The 20,824-nt window shown below is 28.9% G+C and carries 18 protein-coding genes, 1 other RNA gene, 2 pseudogenes and 1 other annotated feature; of the genes and pseudogenes, 20 read left to right on the top strand and 1 reads right to left on the bottom strand.

The window, feature by feature from the left end; genetic code table 11:
• Nucleotides 1-280: 280 nt before the first annotated feature.
• The 6 genes and pseudogenes from mgtE to ssrA form a co-directional block, all read left to right on the top strand.
• Nucleotides 281-1,118: pseudogene (gene mgtE, locus I2E98_RS07270) on the top strand (magnesium transporter); the annotation flags it as partial.
• 106 nt (nucleotides 1,119-1,224) lie between these two features.
• Nucleotides 1,225-1,434 (top strand): response regulator, encoded by a 210-nt coding sequence (locus I2E98_RS16175; RefSeq protein WP_279324966.1) that lies wholly within the window; start codon nucleotides 1,225-1,227, stop codon nucleotides 1,432-1,434.
• A complete protein-coding gene (locus tag I2E98_RS07265; RefSeq protein WP_347708019.1) occupies nucleotides 1,400-1,903 on the top strand; it encodes a response regulator transcription factor in 504 nt (167 codons plus the stop codon). Before I2E98_RS16175 ends, I2E98_RS07265 begins: the two co-directional genes overlap by 35 nt.
• Nucleotides 1,893-2,627 carry a HAMP domain-containing protein gene (locus tag I2E98_RS16005; RefSeq protein ID WP_243251012.1) on the top strand — a complete coding sequence of 245 codons (735 nt, stop codon included), beginning with the start codon at nucleotides 1,893-1,895 and terminating at the stop codon, nucleotides 2,625-2,627. Before I2E98_RS07265 ends, I2E98_RS16005 begins: the two co-directional genes overlap by 11 nt.
• A complete protein-coding gene (locus tag I2E98_RS16310) occupies nucleotides 2,618-3,064 on the top strand; it encodes a HAMP domain-containing sensor histidine kinase (protein WP_347708022.1) in 447 nt (148 codons plus the stop codon). The genes I2E98_RS16005 and I2E98_RS16310 overlap by 10 nt, the downstream gene beginning before the upstream one ends.
• 354 nt (nucleotides 3,065-3,418) lie before the next feature.
• Nucleotides 3,419-3,751: a transfer-messenger RNA gene (gene ssrA, locus I2E98_RS07255) on the top strand.
• Nucleotides 3,752-4,068: 317 nt separating this feature from the next.
• Here ssrA and I2E98_RS07250 read toward each other — a convergent pair.
• On the bottom strand, nucleotides 4,069-4,479 hold the full coding sequence (locus I2E98_RS07250) for an LAGLIDADG family homing endonuclease (RefSeq protein ID WP_195468292.1): 411 nt from the start codon (nucleotides 4,477-4,479) through the stop codon (nucleotides 4,069-4,071).
• A 70-nt stretch (nucleotides 4,480-4,549) separates the two neighbouring features.
• Here I2E98_RS07250 and I2E98_RS07245 point away from each other — a divergent pair.
• The 14 genes and pseudogenes from I2E98_RS07245 to I2E98_RS07185 all read left to right on the top strand — a co-directional run.
• Nucleotides 4,550-4,690 (top strand): annotated as a pseudogene (locus I2E98_RS07245) (DNA methyltransferase); the annotation flags it as partial.
• A gap of 440 nt (nucleotides 4,691-5,130) precedes the next feature.
• Nucleotides 5,131-7,383, top strand: a complete 2,253-nt coding sequence (gene pflB / locus I2E98_RS07240) for a formate C-acetyltransferase (RefSeq protein WP_195468291.1) — start codon at nucleotides 5,131-5,133, stop codon at nucleotides 7,381-7,383.
• The gene (pflA, locus tag I2E98_RS07235; RefSeq protein ID WP_195468290.1) at nucleotides 7,349-8,143 is read left to right on the top strand and encodes a pyruvate formate-lyase-activating protein; all 795 of its coding nucleotides are present in this window, start codon (nucleotides 7,349-7,351) and stop codon (nucleotides 8,141-8,143) included. Before pflB ends, pflA begins: the two co-directional genes overlap by 35 nt.
• A gap of 518 nt (nucleotides 8,144-8,661) precedes the next feature.
• Nucleotides 8,662-9,639 carry a mannose/fructose/sorbose PTS transporter subunit IIA gene (locus I2E98_RS07230; protein WP_195468289.1) on the top strand — a complete coding sequence of 326 codons (978 nt, stop codon included), beginning with the start codon at nucleotides 8,662-8,664 and terminating at the stop codon, nucleotides 9,637-9,639.
• 36 nt (nucleotides 9,640-9,675) lie between these two features.
• Nucleotides 9,676-10,482 (top strand): PTS mannose/fructose/sorbose transporter subunit IIC, encoded by an 807-nt coding sequence (locus tag I2E98_RS07225; protein WP_195468288.1) that lies wholly within the window; start codon nucleotides 9,676-9,678, stop codon nucleotides 10,480-10,482.
• Nucleotides 10,483-10,500: 18 nt separating this feature from the next.
• Entirely contained in the window at nucleotides 10,501-11,412 is a 912-nt protein-coding gene (locus I2E98_RS07220; protein ID WP_195468287.1) for a PTS system mannose/fructose/sorbose family transporter subunit IID, read from the top strand.
• Between the two features lie 163 nt (nucleotides 11,413-11,575).
• On the top strand, nucleotides 11,576-11,953 hold the full coding sequence (locus tag I2E98_RS07215) for a DUF956 family protein (RefSeq protein ID WP_195468286.1): 378 nt from the start codon (nucleotides 11,576-11,578) through the stop codon (nucleotides 11,951-11,953).
• 643 nt (nucleotides 11,954-12,596) lie between these two features.
• Nucleotides 12,597-13,607, top strand: a complete 1,011-nt coding sequence (locus I2E98_RS07210) for a pectate lyase-like adhesive domain-containing protein (protein WP_195468285.1) — start codon at nucleotides 12,597-12,599, stop codon at nucleotides 13,605-13,607.
• Nucleotides 13,608-13,671: 64 nt separating this feature from the next.
• Nucleotides 13,672-15,222, top strand: coding sequence for a triple tyrosine motif-containing protein (locus I2E98_RS07205; RefSeq protein WP_195468284.1), 1,551 nt, complete (start codon nucleotides 13,672-13,674; stop codon nucleotides 15,220-15,222).
• A gap of 246 nt (nucleotides 15,223-15,468) precedes the next feature.
• On the top strand, nucleotides 15,469-16,320 hold the full coding sequence (locus tag I2E98_RS07200; protein WP_195468283.1) for a DegV family protein: 852 nt from the start codon (nucleotides 15,469-15,471) through the stop codon (nucleotides 16,318-16,320).
• A 17-nt stretch (nucleotides 16,321-16,337) separates the two neighbouring features.
• Nucleotides 16,338-16,835: a DUF1836 domain-containing protein gene (locus I2E98_RS07195; RefSeq protein ID WP_195468282.1), complete on the top strand. Its 498-nt coding sequence runs from the start codon at nucleotides 16,338-16,340 to the stop codon at nucleotides 16,833-16,835.
• Between the two features lie 183 nt (nucleotides 16,836-17,018).
• A complete protein-coding gene (glgB, locus tag I2E98_RS07190; RefSeq protein ID WP_195468281.1) occupies nucleotides 17,019-18,842 on the top strand; it encodes a 1,4-alpha-glucan branching protein GlgB in 1,824 nt (607 codons plus the stop codon).
• A gap of 191 nt (nucleotides 18,843-19,033) precedes the next feature.
• Nucleotides 19,034-19,162 (top strand): hypothetical protein, encoded by a 129-nt coding sequence (locus tag I2E98_RS16170; protein WP_279324965.1) that lies wholly within the window; start codon nucleotides 19,034-19,036, stop codon nucleotides 19,160-19,162.
• Nucleotides 19,163-19,297: 135 nt separating this feature from the next.
• Nucleotides 19,298-20,428 carry a deaminase domain-containing protein gene (locus tag I2E98_RS07185; RefSeq protein WP_195468280.1) on the top strand — a complete coding sequence of 377 codons (1,131 nt, stop codon included), beginning with the start codon at nucleotides 19,298-19,300 and terminating at the stop codon, nucleotides 20,426-20,428.
• Nucleotides 20,429-20,505: 77 nt separating this feature from the next.
• Nucleotides 20,506-20,733: a binding site (T-box leader), on the top strand.
• Nucleotides 20,734-20,824: the final 91 nt, after the last annotated feature.

The following is a 20,824-nucleotide window of genomic DNA, read 5'->3' as shown; positions in this document are numbered from 1 at the left end:
AAATATTTAGACTTTTACCACCATAGAAATTTATTTGGGGATTCTAGAACATTTTCGACAATATTGAATAATATATACTAATGTATGTATTAAAGATGGTAAGGCTTATGATAGCATAGGTCTTATCATTTTTTTATGCCTAAATATAAGATTAATTAAACTCATAATTTCTCCACAATTATCTTATATAATTAACAGGTAGATTGGGTGAGGAGCGTGATTTATATGGATGATATACCACTAGAAAATGATGAAACAACAAAATTTAATAGGTTACTTAGATGATACAGTAGATATAATAGAAGAATTACCAGCTAATATAGTAGGTAAAATTATTTCAAACACTTCTTTAGAAAAAAGACAGTTAATTAATCAGTTTTTAAAGTATAAAGAAGATTCTGCCGGTGCTATTATGACTATAGAATTTATAGACTTTAAAGAAGAAATGACTATAATGGAAGCTATAAATCATACAAGAAAGACTGGCGTAAATAAAGAATCCTTAGATAACTGTTTTATAATTGACAGAGAAAGAAGATTGAAAGGAATTATATCATTAAAAGATTTAATTTTAAGTGATGAAAATATGTTAGTTTCAGAGGTTATGGAGACTAATATAGTTTCAGTTAAAACTTTTGAAGATCAAGAGAAGGTAGCAGCTTTATTCAAAACTTATGATTTACTTTCTATGCCGGTAGTAGACATTGAAAATAGATTAGTTGGGATTATAACAGTAGATGATATCGTAGATATTATTGAACAAGAAAATACAGAGGATTTTCAAAAAATGGCTGCAATGGAGCCAAGTGAAGAACCATATTTAAAAACTTCAGTTTTGACGCTAGCCAAAAAGAGAATAGTATGGCTTTTGGTACTAATGGTATCTGCAACAGTTACTTTTCTTTACTAGTGCAGATTTCATGATTTCTCTTACAGTATGTGCAAGCTTATTCTTGACTGTAGTATTAGCAAAGATTGTAGGTGGAGTTTTACCTATAATATCAAAGAAGCTAAAGTTAGACCCTGCAATAATGGCAAGCCCACTTATTACAACAATAGTAGATGCTTTTGCATTAATAGTGTATTTTGGTTTTGCAAAATTACTTTTAGGAATATAATATTAAATTAAGAGTTGCCAATAAGAGTTATTTACAGGCAACTCTTTAAATATTATAAGAAGAAAGTGAGTTATACTATTGAAGAAGAGTTTTTTAGGAGGTTATTATGATTAGCATATTAATAGTTGATGATGAAAAGAAAATATGTGAGTTTATAAAAGCCTTTTTAGATAATGAAGGCTACTGTACAGATGTTGCTTATGATGGAAATAGTGCTATAGATAAATTAAATTCAAAAAAATATAATTTAGTAATATTAGATAGAATGATTCCAGATATAAGTGGAGAAGAAATATGTAGATATAATAAGAAGTAAATCTGAGATTCCAATAATTATGTTAACAGCAAAAATAGAGTATGAAGATAAGATTGATGGATTTAAGTTAGGTTGTGATGATTATATTTGTAAGCCGTTTAATATAAATGAATTAATATTAAGAGTTAAAGCTATTTTAAAGAGAAGTAGAAATTTTAATGATAAAGAAATAATAAGTTATGGTGATGAATTAGAAATAAATACTTCAACGCATGAAGTTAAGGTTAGGGGAGAACAAGTGATTTTAACTAATACGGAGTATAAAATATTACTTATACTAATAAATAACCCTAAGAAGATATATTCAAGAGATAAGTTATTAGAAAGCACTATTGAAGGATATTATGAAAAAGGTGATAGGGCTATAGATAGTCATATAAAGAACTTAAGGCAAAAGTTAGAAGTTGATTCAAGAAATCCAAAGATAATTCAAACTGTATATGGGGTAGGGTATAGATTTGGATTATAGAAGTAAATTAAAATCAATAAATAGTAAGCTTATAATATCTTTCACTTTTATTATGATTGTAACAATTATAGCTATAAGGTTTTTTGTAAATACAAACTTTAAGAGCTCCTTTGAAAAGTATGTTGATGATAGTAATAAAGCAGAAGTAAAGCATCTAATTGAGTTTGATTTAAAAAGTATATATGTAAATAATGCTTGGGATATTGAACTTATAGAAAACTTAGGAGTAGATGCAATAAGAAAAGGAATTGCCATTGAAATATATGATGAGAACAATAATAAAATATGGAGTGTATTTGAAGATGAGAAGGTATTATCGGATACTACTATAAGAGAAGTAAGTGAAAATATGCAAAGTATAGAAAAGAAATGGAACAATTATTTTGAGGAATATAAAGTTGATGTTAGTGACAACAATGATAATTTAGTTGGATATGCTTATATAGGTCATTATGCATCTACTTATTATATGGAAAATGATGTGGAACTTTTTAATGCTGTTAATAGAATTATAGCAATAATAGGTGCTATTTCCATAGGAAGTATTATAGTAATTTCAATAATAATATCTAGATCAATAACGAATCCTATTTCAAAAGTATCGAAGATGACAAAAGCTATAGGTAGGGGAAATTATAAAAAGGAGTTAACTTATAAAAGCGATATAAGTGAAGTTGATGATCTTATAGACTCTATAAATAAATTATCTAATGAATTAAATTAGGAAACTATATAAAAAATATTACTTATAATTATGAAGGAAAAGCACTAGAAAAAAAATTATTAATTAAATATGAATTAGAAGATTTAAAGGTTTTAATTGATAAGGAAAAGTTTGCACAAGTAATTATAAATATACTATCAAATGCTATTAAATATAATAATGGAAATGGTGATATATATATTAAGACATTTACTAAAGACAGTAATGTTAATATAAGTATTAAGGATAGTGGAATTGGTATACCTAAAGATGAACTTAAAAATATATTTGAGCGATTTTATAGAGTAGATAAATCAAGAGGTGGTAGTGAAAAGGGGATAGGAGTCGGACTTACAATATCTAAATCTATAGTAAATGCTCACGGTGGAGAAATAAAAGTATTTAGTGAAATTGGTAAGGGATCAGAATTTATAATTATTTTACCTAAAGAAAAGTAAGTTATGCAGTTATAAACAAATGTTTGCAAAAAATATGAATTAAGATGTGGATTATTTTTTTGTTTATGTGGATAAATTTTAAAAAATTTTTTTAAAATAAAGTAGAGTCTAGCATCCGGCGAAGGACAAACTAGACTCTACAGGTAATTAGCACTTTAACGTACCAACTGCTTGTTTAGAATAACATCTTTCGACAATAAATGCAAGAGTCTTTTATTTTTCCAATAGTTTAATGGAATAGTTAAGTTGACAGTTGAAACTGTATGTTTTATAATAAAATCACGATGTTAATCATCGATTTAAAATTGAATAGGTAAAAAGCGTTTATGACCTATTAACCTAACATGGGGGCGTTTTGGCTTCGACGGGGGTGTGATGGGTTTGATAAGCGGGCCGAGGCAAGCATGTCACCTCGATAATAAAGTATGCATTAAATATAAACGCAGAAGACAATTTTGCATTAGCAGCTTAATATAGCTTGCTCATCAGCCCTGTGTGCCCACGCATAGGATCACTGGTGTCATTAAAGTGGGGAACGAAGTTTAGCAAAGCTTTGAGCTAAAGGGGTATTTATGAAGCTAGGGAATCAGGAGTTTGTTTGTGAGCGAACTGAGGACCGAAATTTTAGTCACAAACTACGCTCGTAGAAAGTCAGGCTGGTCTGCTTTCGGACAGGGGTTCGATTTTGAAAGAAAGTCGCCTTAAGCAGTGATGTTTAAGTGATAACTTGGCTTTATCGGTGAAACCGTAACAGAGAATGCTGACGGCAATACCGAGAGGTATGTGAAGAAATTCAACAGCCTCGTATCGACTTATAGGTTCCTAAGGAGTAATCTATGGAATACTAGGATAGAAGATATAAACTATACTAAGCTTCTATAATATGCCAGGCTACTATTCTAGTAATAGTAGAAGATATAGTCAGTGCCATATAGAAATAATGGATGCACATGACCCCTCGCCTCCACCAAAATAAAACCGTACAGATTATCTGTACGGTTTCATTACTTTATAGACATAAATTCGTTATAAAAATCAAGTTTAGCTCTAAGCATTTCTTCAGAATATCTCCCATTTCTAGGAGTTATAGATTTATATTTTTTTAATATTAATTCTGCTCTTTTTCTTTTGGCTGGAATAATTATATATGGATAAAGATCTTTAATTAGATTAATAGCATCATTATATTTTAATTTATAGCTATAGCAGTCTTGATGTTTTTCAGGATTATAATTCTTTTTTTTAACTATAACACCCTTTCCAACTGTTTTTTTGATCCATTCTAACAACTCAAGTGTAGTTGATGCTATTGATACACAAGGAGATGGATGTTCTTTTGCATGAAATTTTTGAAGCATAATACTTCCTTCGCCATCTAGTATTCCAGCTATATAAGCTTTTTCAGTTTCTGTCATATTAAAATTATCCCTACCTATTTTTATATTTATAAAAATAGTATTCCCTAATATAAAAAATATAAAATAGTATTTATGTCATCGTGTGGTAAATCATGCTGGAAGGTTGGTACCAAGGTGGCAGGAGCAACGATTTTTGCTATTAGAAGAAGGTGTATCCTTTAAAGATGAGAATCATGTTGATATGAAAGAAAATCAATGGGATTGTTAAAATAGATAGTTTAGTCATTTTTAGGGATTTTGAGTATTTATGCACACCACTTAGTGGAATTTTCACTAGGGGTGTGCGTTTTTATTGATGAAATGGCTAACTAAGCATTGTAATTTTAAAATATAAAATTTCACATAATCGTTACTAGGGGGAGGGTTTTATGGAAAATATAAATATTGTAATCGTTATAAAAATTAATATTAATAATTTTAGGTAAATTATCAGAGAAATATATATAAATATATTTTTAGAAAAAATTGACAATAAATACAAAATAAGTTAACATATGAAATGAAATTAGTTTTTAAATCATACATTGTATAGTTTTCTGAAATGCAAGAGCATAATTCAGAGGTTAAAAAGGAATAAATTTAGCTTATACCAAATTAGTAGTATAAATTGTGAGAATATATGTATATAGCGTACAAGGGGGAATGAACATGTTAGAAAATGAACAATGGGCTGGCTTTGAAGGGAGAATATGGAGAGAGGAAATAAATGTTAGAGACTTCATTCAAAAAAACTATAAACCATATGATGGTGATGAAAGTTTCCTAGCAGGTCCAACAGATGCTACCAATAAACTATGGGGCAGATTACAAGAATTGCAAAAAGAAGAAAGAGCTAAAGGCGGAGTACTTGATATGGAAACAGAAGTTGTTTCTGGACTTACAGCTTATGGTCCAGGATATATTGATGAATCTTTAAAAGAGTTTGAAAAAGTAGTAGGTCTTCAAACGGACAAGCCTCTTAAGAGAGCTTTCATGCCATACGGTGGTATAAAAATGGCTGAGCAATCTTGTGAAAACTATGGATACACACCAAATCCAGAATTACACAAGATATTTACTGAATACCATAAGACACACAATCAAGGGGTATTCGACGCTTATACACCAGAAATGAGAAAAGCTCGTAGCAGCCATATAATAACAGGACTTCCTGATACTTATGGACGTGGACGTATCGTAGGTGACTACAGAAGAGTTGCTCTTTATGGTATTGATTACCTTATAGAAGAAAAAGCAAAAGACCTTGCTAACTGTGGGGATGGAACTATGACAGATGAAGTTATCCGTCTAAGAGAAGAAATTACAGAACAACGTAAAGCACTTGAAAATATGAAGAAAATGGCTGCAAGCTATGGCTATGATATTTCAAAACCAGCAAAGGATGCTAAAGAAGCTGTTCAATGGTTATACTTTGGATATCTTTCAGCAATCAAGACTCAAAATGGTGCAGCTATGTCAATAGGACGTGTATCTACTTTCCTTGATATCTATATCCAAAGAGATCTTGATAATGGAGTTATTACGGAAGAAGAAGCTCAAGAATTAATCGACCATTTAACAATGAAATGCAGGATGGTTAAATTTGCAAGAATAACTTCTTACAATGAATTATTCTCAGGAGATCCTTCATGGGTTACTATTGCATTAGGTGGTATAGGTGTTGATGGACGTCACATGGTAACAAAAAACGACTATCGTTTCCTTCACACATTAGAAAATATGGGACCTTCTCCAGAACCAAACCTTACTGTACTTTATTCTTCTGCACTTCCTGAAAACTTCAAGAAGTATGCAGCAAAGATTTCAGTAGACACAAGCTCTATTCAATATGAAAATGATGATGCTATGAAACCAGAATGGGGCGATGATTATTCAATATGTTGCTGTGTATCTGCTACTCAAACAGGTAAAGAAATGCAGTTCTTTGGAGCTAGAGCTAACCTTGCTAAGTGTTTACTTTACGCAATAAATGGTGGTGTTGATGAAAAATCAGGTAAACAAGTTGGACCTGAGTATAAAGGAATTACATCAGAATACCTTGATTATAATGAAGTAATTGAAAAATATGAAAGAATGAGTGACTGGTTAGCTGGTCTTTATGTAAATACATTAAATCTTATTCAATACATGCATGATAAATATTATTATGAAGCAGCAGAAATGGCTCTTATAGATACAGATGTAAGACGTACATTTGCAACTGGTATTGCAGGTTTCTCACATGTAATTGATTCACTTTCTGCAATTAAGTATGCAAAAGTTAAAACAATTCGTAATGAAGATGGTATTGTTACAGATTATGAAGTTGAAGGAGATTTCCCGAGATATGGTAATGATGATGATAGAGCTGATGAAATTGGTATATATGTTCTTAAGTCATTCCTTGACAAAATTAAAAAGAGACACACATATAGAAATTCTGAACCTACTACATCACTTCTTACTATTACATCAAATGTAGTATATGGTAAGTATACTGGTAATATGCCAGATGGACGTAAGGCTTGGACTCCACTTTCACCTGGAGCTAGTCCATCTTATGGGGCAGAAAAGAATGGTTTACTTGCTTCTTTAAACTCTGTAGCTAAGATTCCTTATGAATGGGCTTTAGATGGTATTTCAAATACACAAACAATTAACCCAACGGCATTAGGACATGATAAAGAGGAACAAGTTGATAAACTTGTACAAGTATTAGATGGTTATTTCGATCAAGGACCACATCATTTAAATGTTAATATATTTGGTATTGAAAAATTAAAAGACGCTATGGAACATCCTGAAAAAGAAGAATATGCTAACTTCACTATCCGTGTATCTGGTTATGCAGTTAAGTTTATAGATTTAACAAGAGAACAACAACTTGATGTTATCTCTAGAACATGTCATGCTGAACTCTAATTTAGATAAAAATATAGCAAGAATTCATTCAATAGAGAGTTTTGGGTCTGTTGATGGACCAGGAATCCGTTTTGTTGTTTTTTTAAAAGGCTGTCATATGAGATGTCAGTTCTGCCACAATCCGGATACTTGGGATATGAATGGCGGTGAGACAAAAACTGCAGATGAGCTTTTGTCTCAAGCTCTTAAATATAAAACTTATTGGAAAAAGAATGGAGGGATCACTGTAAGTGGTGGTGAACCTCTTCTTCAAATAGATTTCCTGATTGAATTCTTTAAAAAAGCTAAAGTAAAGGGCGTTCATGTTACACTTGATACGTCTGGAGGTCCATTTACAAGAGAAGAACCTTTCTTTAGTAAATTTAATGAGCTTATGAAAGTAACAGATCTTGTAATGCTAGATATTAAACAGATAGATGAAGCTGACCATAAAATACTTACAGGATGGAGTAATTCAAATATTCTTGATATGGCAAGATATTTATCAGAAATCAATAAACCTGTATGGATTCGTCATGTACTCGTACCAGGTGGAAGTGATAATGATGAACAGTTAAGAAAACTTGATGAATTTATCAAGACTTTGAAGAATGTAGATCGTGTTCAAGTACTTCCTTATCATACGCTTGGAACTTTCAAATGGGAACAGCTTGGTATTGATTATCCTTTAAAGGATGTTAAACCTCCTACTAAGGAGAGAATAGAAAATGCTCAAAAGCTTCTTCATATAAGTGAATATGATGGATATTTATCACGATGATTTGTGGATTAATATAGAATAAAAATTATTTTTCTTTGCCATCAATATAAAACCGTACAGATTGTCTGTATGGTTTTATTACTTTATAGACATATAAAATCCATGACTAGTTGTATGTGACTTCAATAGCTACTTACAGATAGTTGTGGAGTTTTATTATTAAAAAGATAATAATAAAAATTTAAAATATATTACATAAATAGAAAGAAACATTACTATATATAAGTATAGTCAAAAATAGGGATATTCAATTCAGAGACCCTAAGTAGATTATAATTAATAAAAATATTTAGTATGTTACTAATTCTATTAGGCATAAGTATACTGAAATAAAGAATTCAATAAAATAACTATTTGTTTGTTATATCACATGTTTTGTATTGTCTTACAAGGTATTATATTTTTAATGATTAAATTGATATGAAAGTACTGTGATGAAATCTAAGTATGGATTATTTTATTTCTAAATGATTATGCCTTTTAGTTTTTGTAATAAATAAAAAATGGGAGGTATAGAAATGGTAGGAATTATTCTTGCGAGTCATGGGGACTTTGCTAAAGGGATTTTGCAATCTGGTGCGATGGTTTTCGGAGAACAAGAAAACGTAAAAGCTGTTACATTGATGCCTAGTGAAGGACCTAATGATTTTAAGGAAAAACTGAAAGAGGCAATAGCATCTTTTGATAACCAAGATGAAGTCTTATTTTTAGTTGATCTTTGGGGTGGTACACCATTCAACCAAGCAAATACTATATTTGAAGAACATAAAGATAAATGGGCAATTGTAGCCGGTATGAATCTACCAATGCTAATTGAAGCTTATGCTGCACGTCTTTCAATGGAATCTGCACAGAAAATTGCAGCTAATATCTTAAAATCAGCTAAAGAGGGAGTTAAAGTTAAGCCTGAAGAGTTAGAAATAGTAGATACAGGCAAAGTTTCTGAAACTTCAGCTGAACAATCTAATGTAGGTATGCCTGGATCATTCGAATATGTTTTAGCTCGTATTGACTCTCGTTTACTTCATGGACAAGTAGCAACTGCTTGGACAAAAGCTGTACATCCTACTCGAATTATTGTTGTTTCAGATGCAGTAGCCAAAGATCAGCTTCGTAAGAATTTGATTCAACAAGCAGCTCCGCCTGGGGTTAAGGCTCATGTTGTTCCCATTAATCATATGATTAAACTTGCAAAAGATGATAAACATTTTGGTGGACAACGTGCAATGCTTCTTTTTGAAAATCCAGAAGATGTACTTAGAGTAGTAGAAGGAGGAGTGCCTTTAAAGACAATCAATGTTGGTTCTATGGCTCATTCTATAGGTAAGGTTCAACCCAATAAAGTACTAGCTTTTAGTCAAGAAGATATTGATACATTTAATAAATTAAAAAAAATTGGGCTTAGTTTTGATGTTCGTAAAGTTCCAAGTGATTCAAAAGGAAATATGGATGAAATAATTAAAAAAGCACAAGATGAATTAAACAAAGAAAAATAAGCTAATTATATTAGATAAAAAGGAGGATTAATAATAATGACTTTAAATATTGTTCAAATTATACTAGTTATTATTATAGCATTTTTAGCTGGTATGGAAGGTGTATTGGATGAATTCCAGTTTCATCAACCAATAGTTGCTTGTACGTTGATTGGATTAGTTACAGGTAATCTAGTACCTTGTTTAATCTTAGGTGGTACCCTTCAAATGATAGCTTTAGGTTGGGCAAATATTGGTGCGGCTGTGGCACCTGATGCAGCCTTAGCATCTGTTGCATCTGCAATAATTTTAGTGCTTGGAGGAAAAGGTACAGATGGAGTTTCTTCAGCAATCGCTATTGCTATTCCTCTAGCTGTTGCAGGGTTATTATTAACAATTATTTGTCGTACAATTGCTACAGCATTTGTACATTTTATGGATGCTGCGGCTAAAGACGGAAATATCAGAGCTGTTGAAATATGGCAAATAGCAGCTATTTGTTTACAGGGTATACGTATTGCAATTCCAGCAGCTTTAATTTTAGCAATTGGTGCTGGTCCAATTAGTAGCTTACTTGATGCTATGCCTACTTGGTTAACAGATGGTTTAGCAATTGGTGGTGGAATGGTTGTGGCTGTTGGTTATGCTATGGTAATTAATATGATGGCGACAAAAGAAGTATGGCCATTCTTTGCAATCGGTTTCGTATTAGCAACTGTTTCAGAAATCACACTTATCGGACTTGGTGTAATCGGTGTAGCTTTAGCTCTTATTTACTTAGCCCTTAGTAAACAAGGTGGCTCAGGAAATGGTGGAAGTTCAAATATAGGTGATCCTTTAGGAGATATTATTGATAGATACTAAGAAAGGAGAGGAGATAAAATGGCAAAAGAATTAAAATTAACAAAAAAAGATCGTATTTCTGTTTGGTGGCGTTCAACTTTCCTTCAAGGTTCTTGGAACTATGAAAGAATGCAAAACGGTGGCTGGGCATTTGCAATGATTCCTGCAATCAAAAGATTATACAAAACTAAGGAAGAACGTGCAGCTGCATTAAAACGTAATCTGGAGTTCTTTAATACTCACCCATATGTAGCTTCACCAGTTCTTGGTGTAACATTAGCTTTAGAAGAAGAACGTGCAAACGGTGTACCAATTGAAGACAGAACTATTCAAGGTGTTAAGGTTGGTATGATGGGACCTTTAGCTGGTATTGGAGATCCGGTTTTCTGGTTTACTGTTAGACCAATTTTAGGAGCATTAGCAGCTTCACTTGCAATGAATGGAAACATTCTCGGACCAATTATATTTTTCTTAGCTTGGAATGTCATCCGTATGGCATTTATGTGGTATACACAAGAGTTTGGTTACAAAGCAGGATCTCATATTAGTGATGACCTATCAGGTGGCTTATTACAAGGTGTTACAAAAGGAGCATCAATTCTTGGTATGTTCATTTTAGGTGCATTAGTTAACAGATGGGTATCTGTTAAATTTACACCAATAGTATCATCAGTTAATTTAAGTGATGGTGCTTACATTGACTGGAGTAGCCTTCCTGCCGGGGCAGAAGGTATTAAACAAGCTCTTTTACAACAAGCATCTGGTATGTCATTAACTGCGGAGAAAGTTACAACATTGCAAAACAACTTAGATTCATTAATTCCTGGACTTGCAGGATTATTAATTACACTTCTTTGTATGTGGTTGCTTAAGAAGAAAGTATCTCCAATTATAATTATTCTTGGGTTATTTATAGCTGGTATTATTTTTCACTTAATTGGTTTAATGTAGCATTTACTTAGCCTAGGTTTTTATAGCCTGGGCTTTGTTAATATAAGATAAACAGGGATTGTAATACATATTGTTTTCAATTACTCTTGAGTGGATTATGGTAATATGTAGAAAATATATAATTAAAATGAAGGTATGTATAATTTGAAAAGAGGTGGATTAAATGGTTCAATCACTTAATACAAAGGTAGATTTAGTAATTGATGCAACATCTTTTACAGGGGTTTCGGATTATGGAAAAATTATGATTGGAGACAAAGGCTTTGAATTTTATAATTCTCGTGATCCTCGAAAATATATTCAAATTCCTTGGGAGGAGGTTGACTATGTAATTGCATCAGTATTATTTAAAGGAAGGTGGATTCCACGATATGCAATGAGAACAAGGAAAAATGGTACCTATACTTTTGCTTCTAAAGAAACAGCAAAAGTACTTCGTACTATTAGAAATTATGTTGATCCAGAGCATATGGTTTATTCGTTAAGTTTTTTTGATGTAGTAAAAAGAGCAGTGAAATGTATATTTAAGAAGAGCAGATAAACTAAACAAGTTATAATATAACTAATAAAACATTCACTATTAGATTTATGGAGATTAGATAATTATGTTTAATTAATTTTTTTTAGGAAAACTAAAGAAATAAGATACATCAAAAGAAGGTTTTTTATATTATATTTAAAAAAATTATATTAATAAATAGAAAATTGGGAATATAATCATGATAATAGGCTGTATTGACAAAAAAAGTCGAAATATTATAAAATAACAGAGTTAGACAGTAGGGTTAAATATAAAACCAAATGAGGATAATGAATCTCCAAAAGCAGAGGAGACTGGAGTATTAGGGTATATTGGATTAGGATTAACATTAATGTTGAGTGTATTTATAAATAATGGAAAGAAAAACAAATAAAAAAATCCTATATACATAGTGTGATAAAATTGAATATTAAAAAATAGTCTGCATAGAGTCATAAGTATAAAAATAAGCAACTAGATTAATAAACCTCCTATTGATAAATTTATTTTATAATAATATCTTGGGAGGTTTAGTTATAAAAAATAAATCTTTTAAGGAGAAATACACATTTTAATTAATTTTCTATAGTTTAACTTATACATAAATAACCTACTATATCAATAAACAATAAGTGTAACGATGAATTAAAGGAGTATAAAACTAATGAAAAAAATAATAACAGGAACATTAATAACTGCTATTATTTCTAATAATGTAGCTTATTGTGATACAATGAAAAATCAGTTGGCAGATGGAAATGAAGATGTGGAAGTAACACAGACTATAGATGACGAATTGGAAAATAGTTGGAATGAGGATTCGTTAGAAAAAAATCAAAGTAAAGATATAATACAATCCACTGAAGAAAAGGTTGAAAGTGTAGATAAAGTACAAGTAGTGGAAGAGTTAGTAGATAAGAGTGCTACAGGTGATACAACGCAACAATTTTTAGATATACCTGTAGTAATCACACAAGAATATGTAACTGACTTTACATCATTAGCAGATGCTATAAAAAAATCAAATATAGAAATAACTATAAAAAATGATATAACACTTCAAGGTTCTGAAGTTTTAAATGTTACTGGTAAAAACGTAACTATTAATGGTGGAGGATTTACATTAGATTTAAATCAAGTTGACTCAACAGATACAACTAATAAGTTTGTAATCAAATCAAATGATACAATAGTAGAAGATTTAAAAATTAAGAACTACATTAATAACGGAATATCTGTATATAGAGTTTCTGGTATAGAACTTAGAAATATTGAATTAATAGGAAGAGATAAAAATACAACGGCTGTTAATGAACAAAGTAAAGTTGGAATAGATTTAGATAATTCAACTGTTATAATGGAAAACATCACATGTAGTAATCACAGATTATGGGTAGGAACAAAAAGTGGACTAAATATAATAGATGAAAATTTAGGGATAAATAATAATAGAAATACAGGCAGATTATTTATTTCAAATATATCAAGGGATTATTTGGGGAATATTTGGATATCAACTAAAGATAGTATATTTATGTACAATATAAAAGAAGCTCAAAGGTATAATTTGTTGATAATTAATGATCAAGGTGTTAAAAAGTATAATATAAAGGAAAAAGATGTAGAAGATATTTATAATATTGAAGAGGGGGAAGTAAAATTTTATATATTTTAATACGGAGACTTATTCATATAAAGAAATACTAATTGGAGATGATTATTTTTCAGAATTAAGTTATATGTATAGTGATGAAAAAGATATATGGATAGCTACTACAACTGATTTTTATAGTTATAATATAATTACTAGGGAAAAGACATATTATAGTGAAAGTATTAATGAATTTGGAATAAATCCAGGACATATAAAATATATACTACAAGATAATAAAGATGAAAATATTATTTGGTTAGGTGGAAGTGATATTGGATTAGTTAAATATCATAAGCAAGAAGGAGTTATAGAGAGATATGTAAATGATCCTTTAAATAAAAATTCATTAATTAATAATTATATAAATTGTATGGCATTTGATTATTTAGGGAATTTATGGATAGGAAGTAATGTAGGACTTAGTAAATTTGATTTAGAAACAAAGAAATTTACTTCTTATACTACAGCTGAGGGATTAACTAATAATTTTATAAACTCAATTTTAATTGATAACAATGGTGATATTTGGATAAGTACTAATAAAGGATTAAATAAATTTAACACAGAAGATAATGATTTTATAAATTATACTAAGACGGATGGATTATATGGATATCAATTTAACTTAAATGCCAGTTTAAAACTTGAAGATGGAACTATTATATTTGGAAGTACTGAGGGGTGTATATATTTTAATCCAGATAATTTAGTAGATTATAGAAATGGTAAAGATGAGATAGTAATTGGTGATATTTTTATTGGAAAAGATAAAGTTGTTTATGATGAAAATGAGTTGATTTTAGAATATGATTATAAAGGTTTACATATTAGCTATTTTTTACCTAAGTATGAGAGTTTAAATAATATAACTTATGAATATATGCTAGAAGGAATTGATGAAGAGTGGATATATATTGATTTGCAGAATATCTTGGAATTTAAATCATTAGAACCAGGAAAATATATTTTAAAATTAAGAGCTAGAGATGAACATGGTGAATTAACAAAAGAGACAAGCATAAATATAAGGGTTAAAAACCCTATTTGGAAAACACCTTTGGCTTATATAATATATGTATCTATATTATTAGCATTTTCTATTTATATATTTAATTATGTTAAAATACTACAACATTTAGTAAATCAAAAAACAATGAAATTAAATAATCAATTAGAAGAAAATAAAAGATTAAGCCAAAAAATAATAAATAATGAAAAATTCAAAAATAATTATTTTGTTAATTTATCTCATGAACTTAGAACACCAATAAATGTGATAAATTCAACAGTTCAATTGATAAATTCACTAAATGTAAATAGAAATATAACATATGAAAAATTTAATCAGTATATGGATATAATAAGTAAAAGTTGCAATAATTTATTGAAAATAATAAATGATATCATAGATAGTTCAAAGATAGAAACTGGAAAGTATAAACTTAATAAGAAAAACAATGATATAGTATATATAGTTGAAGAGGCTGCACTTAATATGCGTAAGTTTATAGAAGATCAAGGGATATTTCTTATAATTGATCCTGATATGGAGGAAAAAAGTATTTCTTGTGATGAAACTGAAATAGAAAGATGTATAAATAGTACTTCCAGATATATTAGAAGAATTGGAAGATAATTAATAAATTTTGTGAGTATAATAATAAATTTTAATTTGGAAATATACAAAAAGCTATTGAAATTATTTCAATGGCTTTTTTATGTTTATTGATTAATATAGAAAAATATATTAAGAATAGATTAATATTGTTGACAAAAATGATTTAGGGTGATAATCTAAAACAAATAGTTTTTAAAACTACATAATTTAGAATGTTAATCAAGATTCTTTAGAATATTACTTTAAATTAAGAGGAGAGAAATTATGATTAAAATAGTGGCAGATTCATCGACACTTTACTCAAAAAGCGAGGGAGCAGAAAAGGAAGTTATTATTGCACCACTTGCAGTAACAATTAATGGGCATACTTATAAGGAATATGAAGATATAAGAACAAAGGAATTTATAGATATAATAAATCAAGGACACATTCCAGCTTCATCACAACCATCAATAGGTGAAGTATTAGATATATATGATCAATATCCAGATGATGAAATAATTAATATTTCAATGGCGGATGGATTATCAGGAACATATAATTCGGCTTGTGTAGCAAAAGGAATGGCAGCTAGTCCAGAGCGTATAGAGGTTATAAATTCAAAGACATTATGTGGACCGCATAGATATTTAGTTAACTTAGCTGTTGAGCTTGTAAAGCAAGGTAAAACAAAACAGGAGATAGTAGATGAGATAAATAAAGCGTTAGAAGATACAAAATCATATTTAATTCCACATGATTTTGACTTTTTAGTTAGAGGTGGAAGAATTTCATCCCTTGTAGGTAAAATAGGAAGTGCTATAAAACTAGTACCTGTTATGACGCTAGCTGAGGACAAACAGTCTTTAGTTAAATTTACAACTAAGCGTACTTTTAAAAAGGCAATAGCTAAAATAGTTGAAGAAATGATAGAATGTGGTGTTGACTCAAACTGTAAAATTTATATTTCACATGCTTGTATAGAAGAGTTAGCAGAAGAGGCAAAAAATATTATACTAAATAATATAGAAAATGCTGATATAGAAATTAATTTATTAAGTCCTGTATTTACAACTCAAGGTGGACCAGGATGTGTATCAATACAATATATAAGAAAGCATGGATTATTAAAATAGAATATTAGGGGGTATTAATGGAAAGTTTAGAATTTCATATACCAAGATTTAATGAACTACCAAGAGTTCCTCTTTATAAAGATCAGGTAATTACTTATTTAGAGGATTTAGTTAAATCAATAAATATTGAAAGTGATGAAAAGCTATTAACACCGACTATGCTTAATAATTATGTTAAGCAAAAAGTTGTTTCACCACCAAAGGATAAAAAATATAATGAAAAGCACTTAGCTTATTTAATTGTCGTTTGTTTATTAAAACAAGTATTCACTTTACAAGAAATATGTGAGCTTATTAATATTCAAATTGAAAGTTGTCCAATAGAATTAGCTTATGATTATTTTTGCTTAGAAGTAGAACAAGCTATAAGGGCAGTATTTTCTACAAGAGATTTTTCATATCCTACCGCTACAGGAACTACAACTAATGAAAGTGAAATGTTGAGATCAACAGTTATGGCAGTTGCAAATAGAATATTTATTAAGAGTAAATTGAAAGAAAAAAGATCTAATTAATTAAAAAGAAAAAGTTAAAATACTGGTAGATATAAAGCAAAATTTTATATCTATCAGTATTTTTTTAATAAATTTTATTGTAATTAGAATTTATAGAAATTTATTATAGTTTTCATCTTCCAAATAATGTAAAATATATCTAAGTGATAAAATCACTACATTACAATTAAAGGAGATAGCAGTATGGATATGTATGGGTTTTACTCAGGGAAAGTTTTTGATGCTTATAAATATTTAGGTGCTCATGTAAAAGAAAATCAAGTTACTTTTAGAACATTTGCTCCAAATGCTCTAAAAATAGAGTTAATTGGTGAATTTAATGACTGGAATGGAATAGAAATGAAGAGAACTGATGATGATAATTTCTTTGAATGTAGCATAGAAAATGCGAAGCCAGGAATGTTATATAAGTATAAAATTTACAATAAAAATGGTGGTTGTGTAGATCATTGTGATCCATATGGTTTTGGGATGGAAGTTAGACCAAACACAGCATCTATTATAAGAGACTTGGATAAATATAAGTTTAATGATGATGAGTGGATAAAAAGAAGAAGTGATTGCAAAGATAAACCTCTGAATATTTACGAAGTACATTTAGGATCATGGAGAAAAAAAAGTGATAATACTTGGTATACATATAGAGAAATATCGGAATTGTTAATTCCATATGTGAAAGAGTATGGATATAACTATATTGAAATAATGCCATTAAGTGAGCATCCATGTGATGAATCTTGGGGATATCAAAATACAGGATTTTTTAGCCCAACCTCTAGATATGGCACAGCTATAGATTTGATGTATTTTATAGATAAGTGTCATGAAAATAATATAGGAGTAATAATGGATTTTGTACCTGTACATTTTGCTATTGATGAATTTGCATTAGCTAATTATGATGGAACTTCATTATATGAATATCCATATGAAGATATTGAAATGAGCCAATGGGGAAGTAAAAACTTTATTCATTCAAGGGGAGAGGTCAGAAGTTTTCTGCAATCAGCAGCAAATTACTGGCTTGAAGAATATCATTTTGATGGATTAAGGGTAGATGCATTAAGTAATATTATTTATTGGCAAGGAAATTCTGATAGAGGTGAAAATAAAGGGGCTATAGAATTTATTAAAGGTATGAATCAAGGGTTAAAAGCATTGCATCCAACAGCAATTTTAGCAGCTGAAGATTCAACAGCATATCCTAAAGTTACAGAAAAAGTAGAAAATGGTGGTTTAGGCTTTGACTATAAGTGGGATATGGGATGGATGAATGACACTTTGGAATATTTTAAAATGCATCCATATGATAGAAAAAGAGCTTATCATAAACTAACTTTTTCTATGATGTATTTTTATAGTGAGCATTTTTTAATGCCTTTATCACATGATGAAGTGGTGCATGGAAAAGCAACTATAATCCAAAAGATGCATGGAGAATACGAAGATAAGTTTAAACAAGTAAGAGCGTTATATATGTACATGTATGCTCATCCAGGTAAAAAACTTAACTTTATGGGAAATGAAATAGGTCAATTTAGAGAATGGAATGAGAAAAGAGAACAAGATTGGGATATTTTAAACTATCCGATGCATAATAATTTTAATAAATTTATGAAAAAATTAAATAATGTGTACTTAGAATATCCAGCATTATATAAAAATGATTATAAATATAGTGGATTTAAATGGATAGATTGTCAGCAAGAAGATAAATGTATATATGTTTTTGAAAGAATTTGTGAGGAGCAAAGAATTATAGCTATTTTTAATTTCTCCAATGAAGAACAAAAGAATTATGAATTAAAAGTTGATTCAATTAATAAGATGAGATTAATTATTGATAGTAATAGTGATGACTTACAAAATAATGAGGTTATTTATATAGTTAGAGCAATTAATAAAAAATATAAAGATAAAATTGATGAAAGTAAAGAAAAATTTGAAGATACTATATCAATAGATATGCCAGCTTTTTCTGCAAGATATTATTTAGTAGAAAAATAAATTATAATTTTTATGAGATAAAATTAATTTTACCTTTTGATATATTCAGAAATTTATCACCAATATATAAAAAAAAAGAGAATAAGGGGAATAAACCAATAGTTAAAGATAGTGTTATAGATAAAGAAAATAATAAAAAGAAGAGTTCATTTAATAAGTTAAAAAATAAATATAAGGGATTCAATGTATCTGTGATAATATCAGGAGTTGGAGTTTTAGAAGGAGAGATTGTATTTGATTTTCCAGATATAATTGCATTAAAAAACAAAGATAATATAATTGTATTTATTGATGAATCTAAGGTGTTAAGTATATTTTAAGGGCAACTGTAAAGTTTGCCCTTTAATTAACTTTTATGTATTTTTAAAATAAGGATGTTTTTATATAAAATCTTAAATATTTAGATTATAATATTTAAGATGAAAAAATAGTAACTCTAAGATAAAGAGGTAAATATGATTGAAAGAAATAATAAAATAAAAAGTATAAAAAAAGATAGAATTAAAATTAGTAGTATAAAAGATTTTAACAAAATGCTACAAAAGGAAGATTATAATGTTGGGCTATTAAGTGAAATAGAGTTTAAAAAAGAAATTATTAATGAGTTTAATATAAACAATAAGATATATGAAGAAATATATAAAATTCTTGATAAAGGAAATATTACTTATAAAGTAAGGGGAGTTAAGGAATTTATAGATTACATAGAATGTGAAATTATTTTTGAAGATGAACATAACAAATTGTGTGAAAAAATAAATAAGATAAAGACCTTAATTATAGATAGAGTAGAATATGAAAGAATATTAACTACTCAAGATGATGTGGAGCATATTTTAAAAATAATAGAAGAAACTAAAAAGTCTATATCAACAAAAATCAATGAAGAGGGAAAAATAAAACTAGAAGCTTTAGAAGATGAAATTAATAGAGATTATGTTTATGCAAAAGATATTGAATTGTTAAAAAGAATGATAATTTGCAATAATAAAAATGTAAAAGAAGAGTATGATGAAAAGAGCCAAACTAAAACTTTATTTATTGAAATACCACAAAAGATTGGATTTGATTATGTAAAGGCAGAGAAAGGTACAGTTGAATATCATCAGCATATAAAAAGTTATATTCCTAGAATGAGGAGATTAATTAAAAATTTAGATAAATATATTATAGAATCTAATAACAATACATATAAAATTAATCAAAGTAGCGCAATTCAAGATTCTGTAAATATGGCAGTAGTATTATATAATGGGAAAGAATTTAGAGCTGTTAGCGGGAAAAATGATATTGAAAATAGTTGTACATTAATACCACCAGGACAAGAGTGTTTTGAAAGTTGTAAGGTTAATAAATTAGGTAAATTAGGAATAGGATATAATAGGATTAATGATAGTGAAAAGAAGATACTTGAAAAAATACATAGTCTTATATCAGATGGAAGTTTAATTGATGAAGGACAACTTATTCTATATAGTAAGTGGGAGCCATGCCCTAGTTGTTATTATGTTATTAGTCAATTTATTAAAAAATATCCTAAGATAAATTTAAAAGTTATGTATTACAAAGAATATGGTGAAAAATAAAATTATTTACAAATAAATGAAAAAGTGTTAGTATTATTTTAATAAAAATTTCATATAATAGTAAATATGGTTAATATTAATATACGTTGAAGGGGAAAAGTATTATAGAATACAGTTTTAAGAGAGAAAGTGTCATAGGCTGAAAGCACTTTTAAATATGCCTATAAGAAAACTACCCTGGAGTTATGGTTTAGTATCAAGATAATGAGAAATACCATCGGTGAAGATCGATAATACTTTTAAAGATGAATTGAATTTTTTAATTCAATTTGGGTGGAACCACGGATATAGCATTCGTCCCAAGGTTAGGGATGGATGTTTTTTTAATGTATAGGAAAGTATAAAAATTTCAATGGCTGAAAGTTAGATAAAATCTAGCTTTCAGCCATTTTTTGT

Source organism: Clostridium sp. D43t1_170807_H7, assembly GCF_015555905.1.
Lineage (GTDB): Bacteria > Bacillota > Clostridia > Clostridiales > Clostridiaceae > Clostridium.
Note: the sequence above shows the minus strand (reverse complement) of the source record. Positions and strands in the feature narration are given on the sequence as shown.

What these genes read in the sequence shown, in the direction of transcription:
- I2E98_RS16175 (WP_279324966.1), top strand. Translation starts at nt 1,225, where the DNA reads ATGATTAGCATATTAATAGTTGATGATGAAAAGAAAATATGTGAGTTT.
- I2E98_RS07250 (WP_195468292.1), bottom strand. Translation starts at nt 4,479, where the DNA reads ATGACAGAAACTGAAAAAGCTTATATAGCTGGAATACTAGATGGCGAA.
- pflB (WP_195468291.1), top strand. Translation starts at nt 5,131, where the DNA reads ATGTTAGAAAATGAACAATGGGCTGGCTTTGAAGGGAGAATATGGAGA.
- pflA (WP_195468290.1), top strand. Translation starts at nt 7,349, where the DNA reads ATGTTATCTCTAGAACATGTCATGCTGAACTCTAATTTAGATAAAAAT.
- I2E98_RS07230 (WP_195468289.1), top strand. Translation starts at nt 8,662, where the DNA reads ATGGTAGGAATTATTCTTGCGAGTCATGGGGACTTTGCTAAAGGGATT.
- I2E98_RS07225 (WP_195468288.1), top strand. Translation starts at nt 9,676, where the DNA reads ATGACTTTAAATATTGTTCAAATTATACTAGTTATTATTATAGCATTT.
- I2E98_RS07220 (WP_195468287.1), top strand. Translation starts at nt 10,501, where the DNA reads ATGGCAAAAGAATTAAAATTAACAAAAAAAGATCGTATTTCTGTTTGG.
- I2E98_RS07215 (WP_195468286.1), top strand. Translation starts at nt 11,576, where the DNA reads ATGGTTCAATCACTTAATACAAAGGTAGATTTAGTAATTGATGCAACA.
- I2E98_RS07210 (WP_195468285.1), top strand. Translation starts at nt 12,597, where the DNA reads ATGAAAAAAATAATAACAGGAACATTAATAACTGCTATTATTTCTAAT.
- I2E98_RS07205 (WP_195468284.1), top strand. Translation starts at nt 13,672, where the DNA reads ATGTATAGTGATGAAAAAGATATATGGATAGCTACTACAACTGATTTT.
- I2E98_RS07200 (WP_195468283.1), top strand. Translation starts at nt 15,469, where the DNA reads ATGATTAAAATAGTGGCAGATTCATCGACACTTTACTCAAAAAGCGAG.
- I2E98_RS07195 (WP_195468282.1), top strand. Translation starts at nt 16,338, where the DNA reads ATGGAAAGTTTAGAATTTCATATACCAAGATTTAATGAACTACCAAGA.
- glgB (WP_195468281.1), top strand. Translation starts at nt 17,019, where the DNA reads ATGGATATGTATGGGTTTTACTCAGGGAAAGTTTTTGATGCTTATAAA.
- I2E98_RS07185 (WP_195468280.1), top strand. Translation starts at nt 19,298, where the DNA reads ATGATTGAAAGAAATAATAAAATAAAAAGTATAAAAAAAGATAGAATT.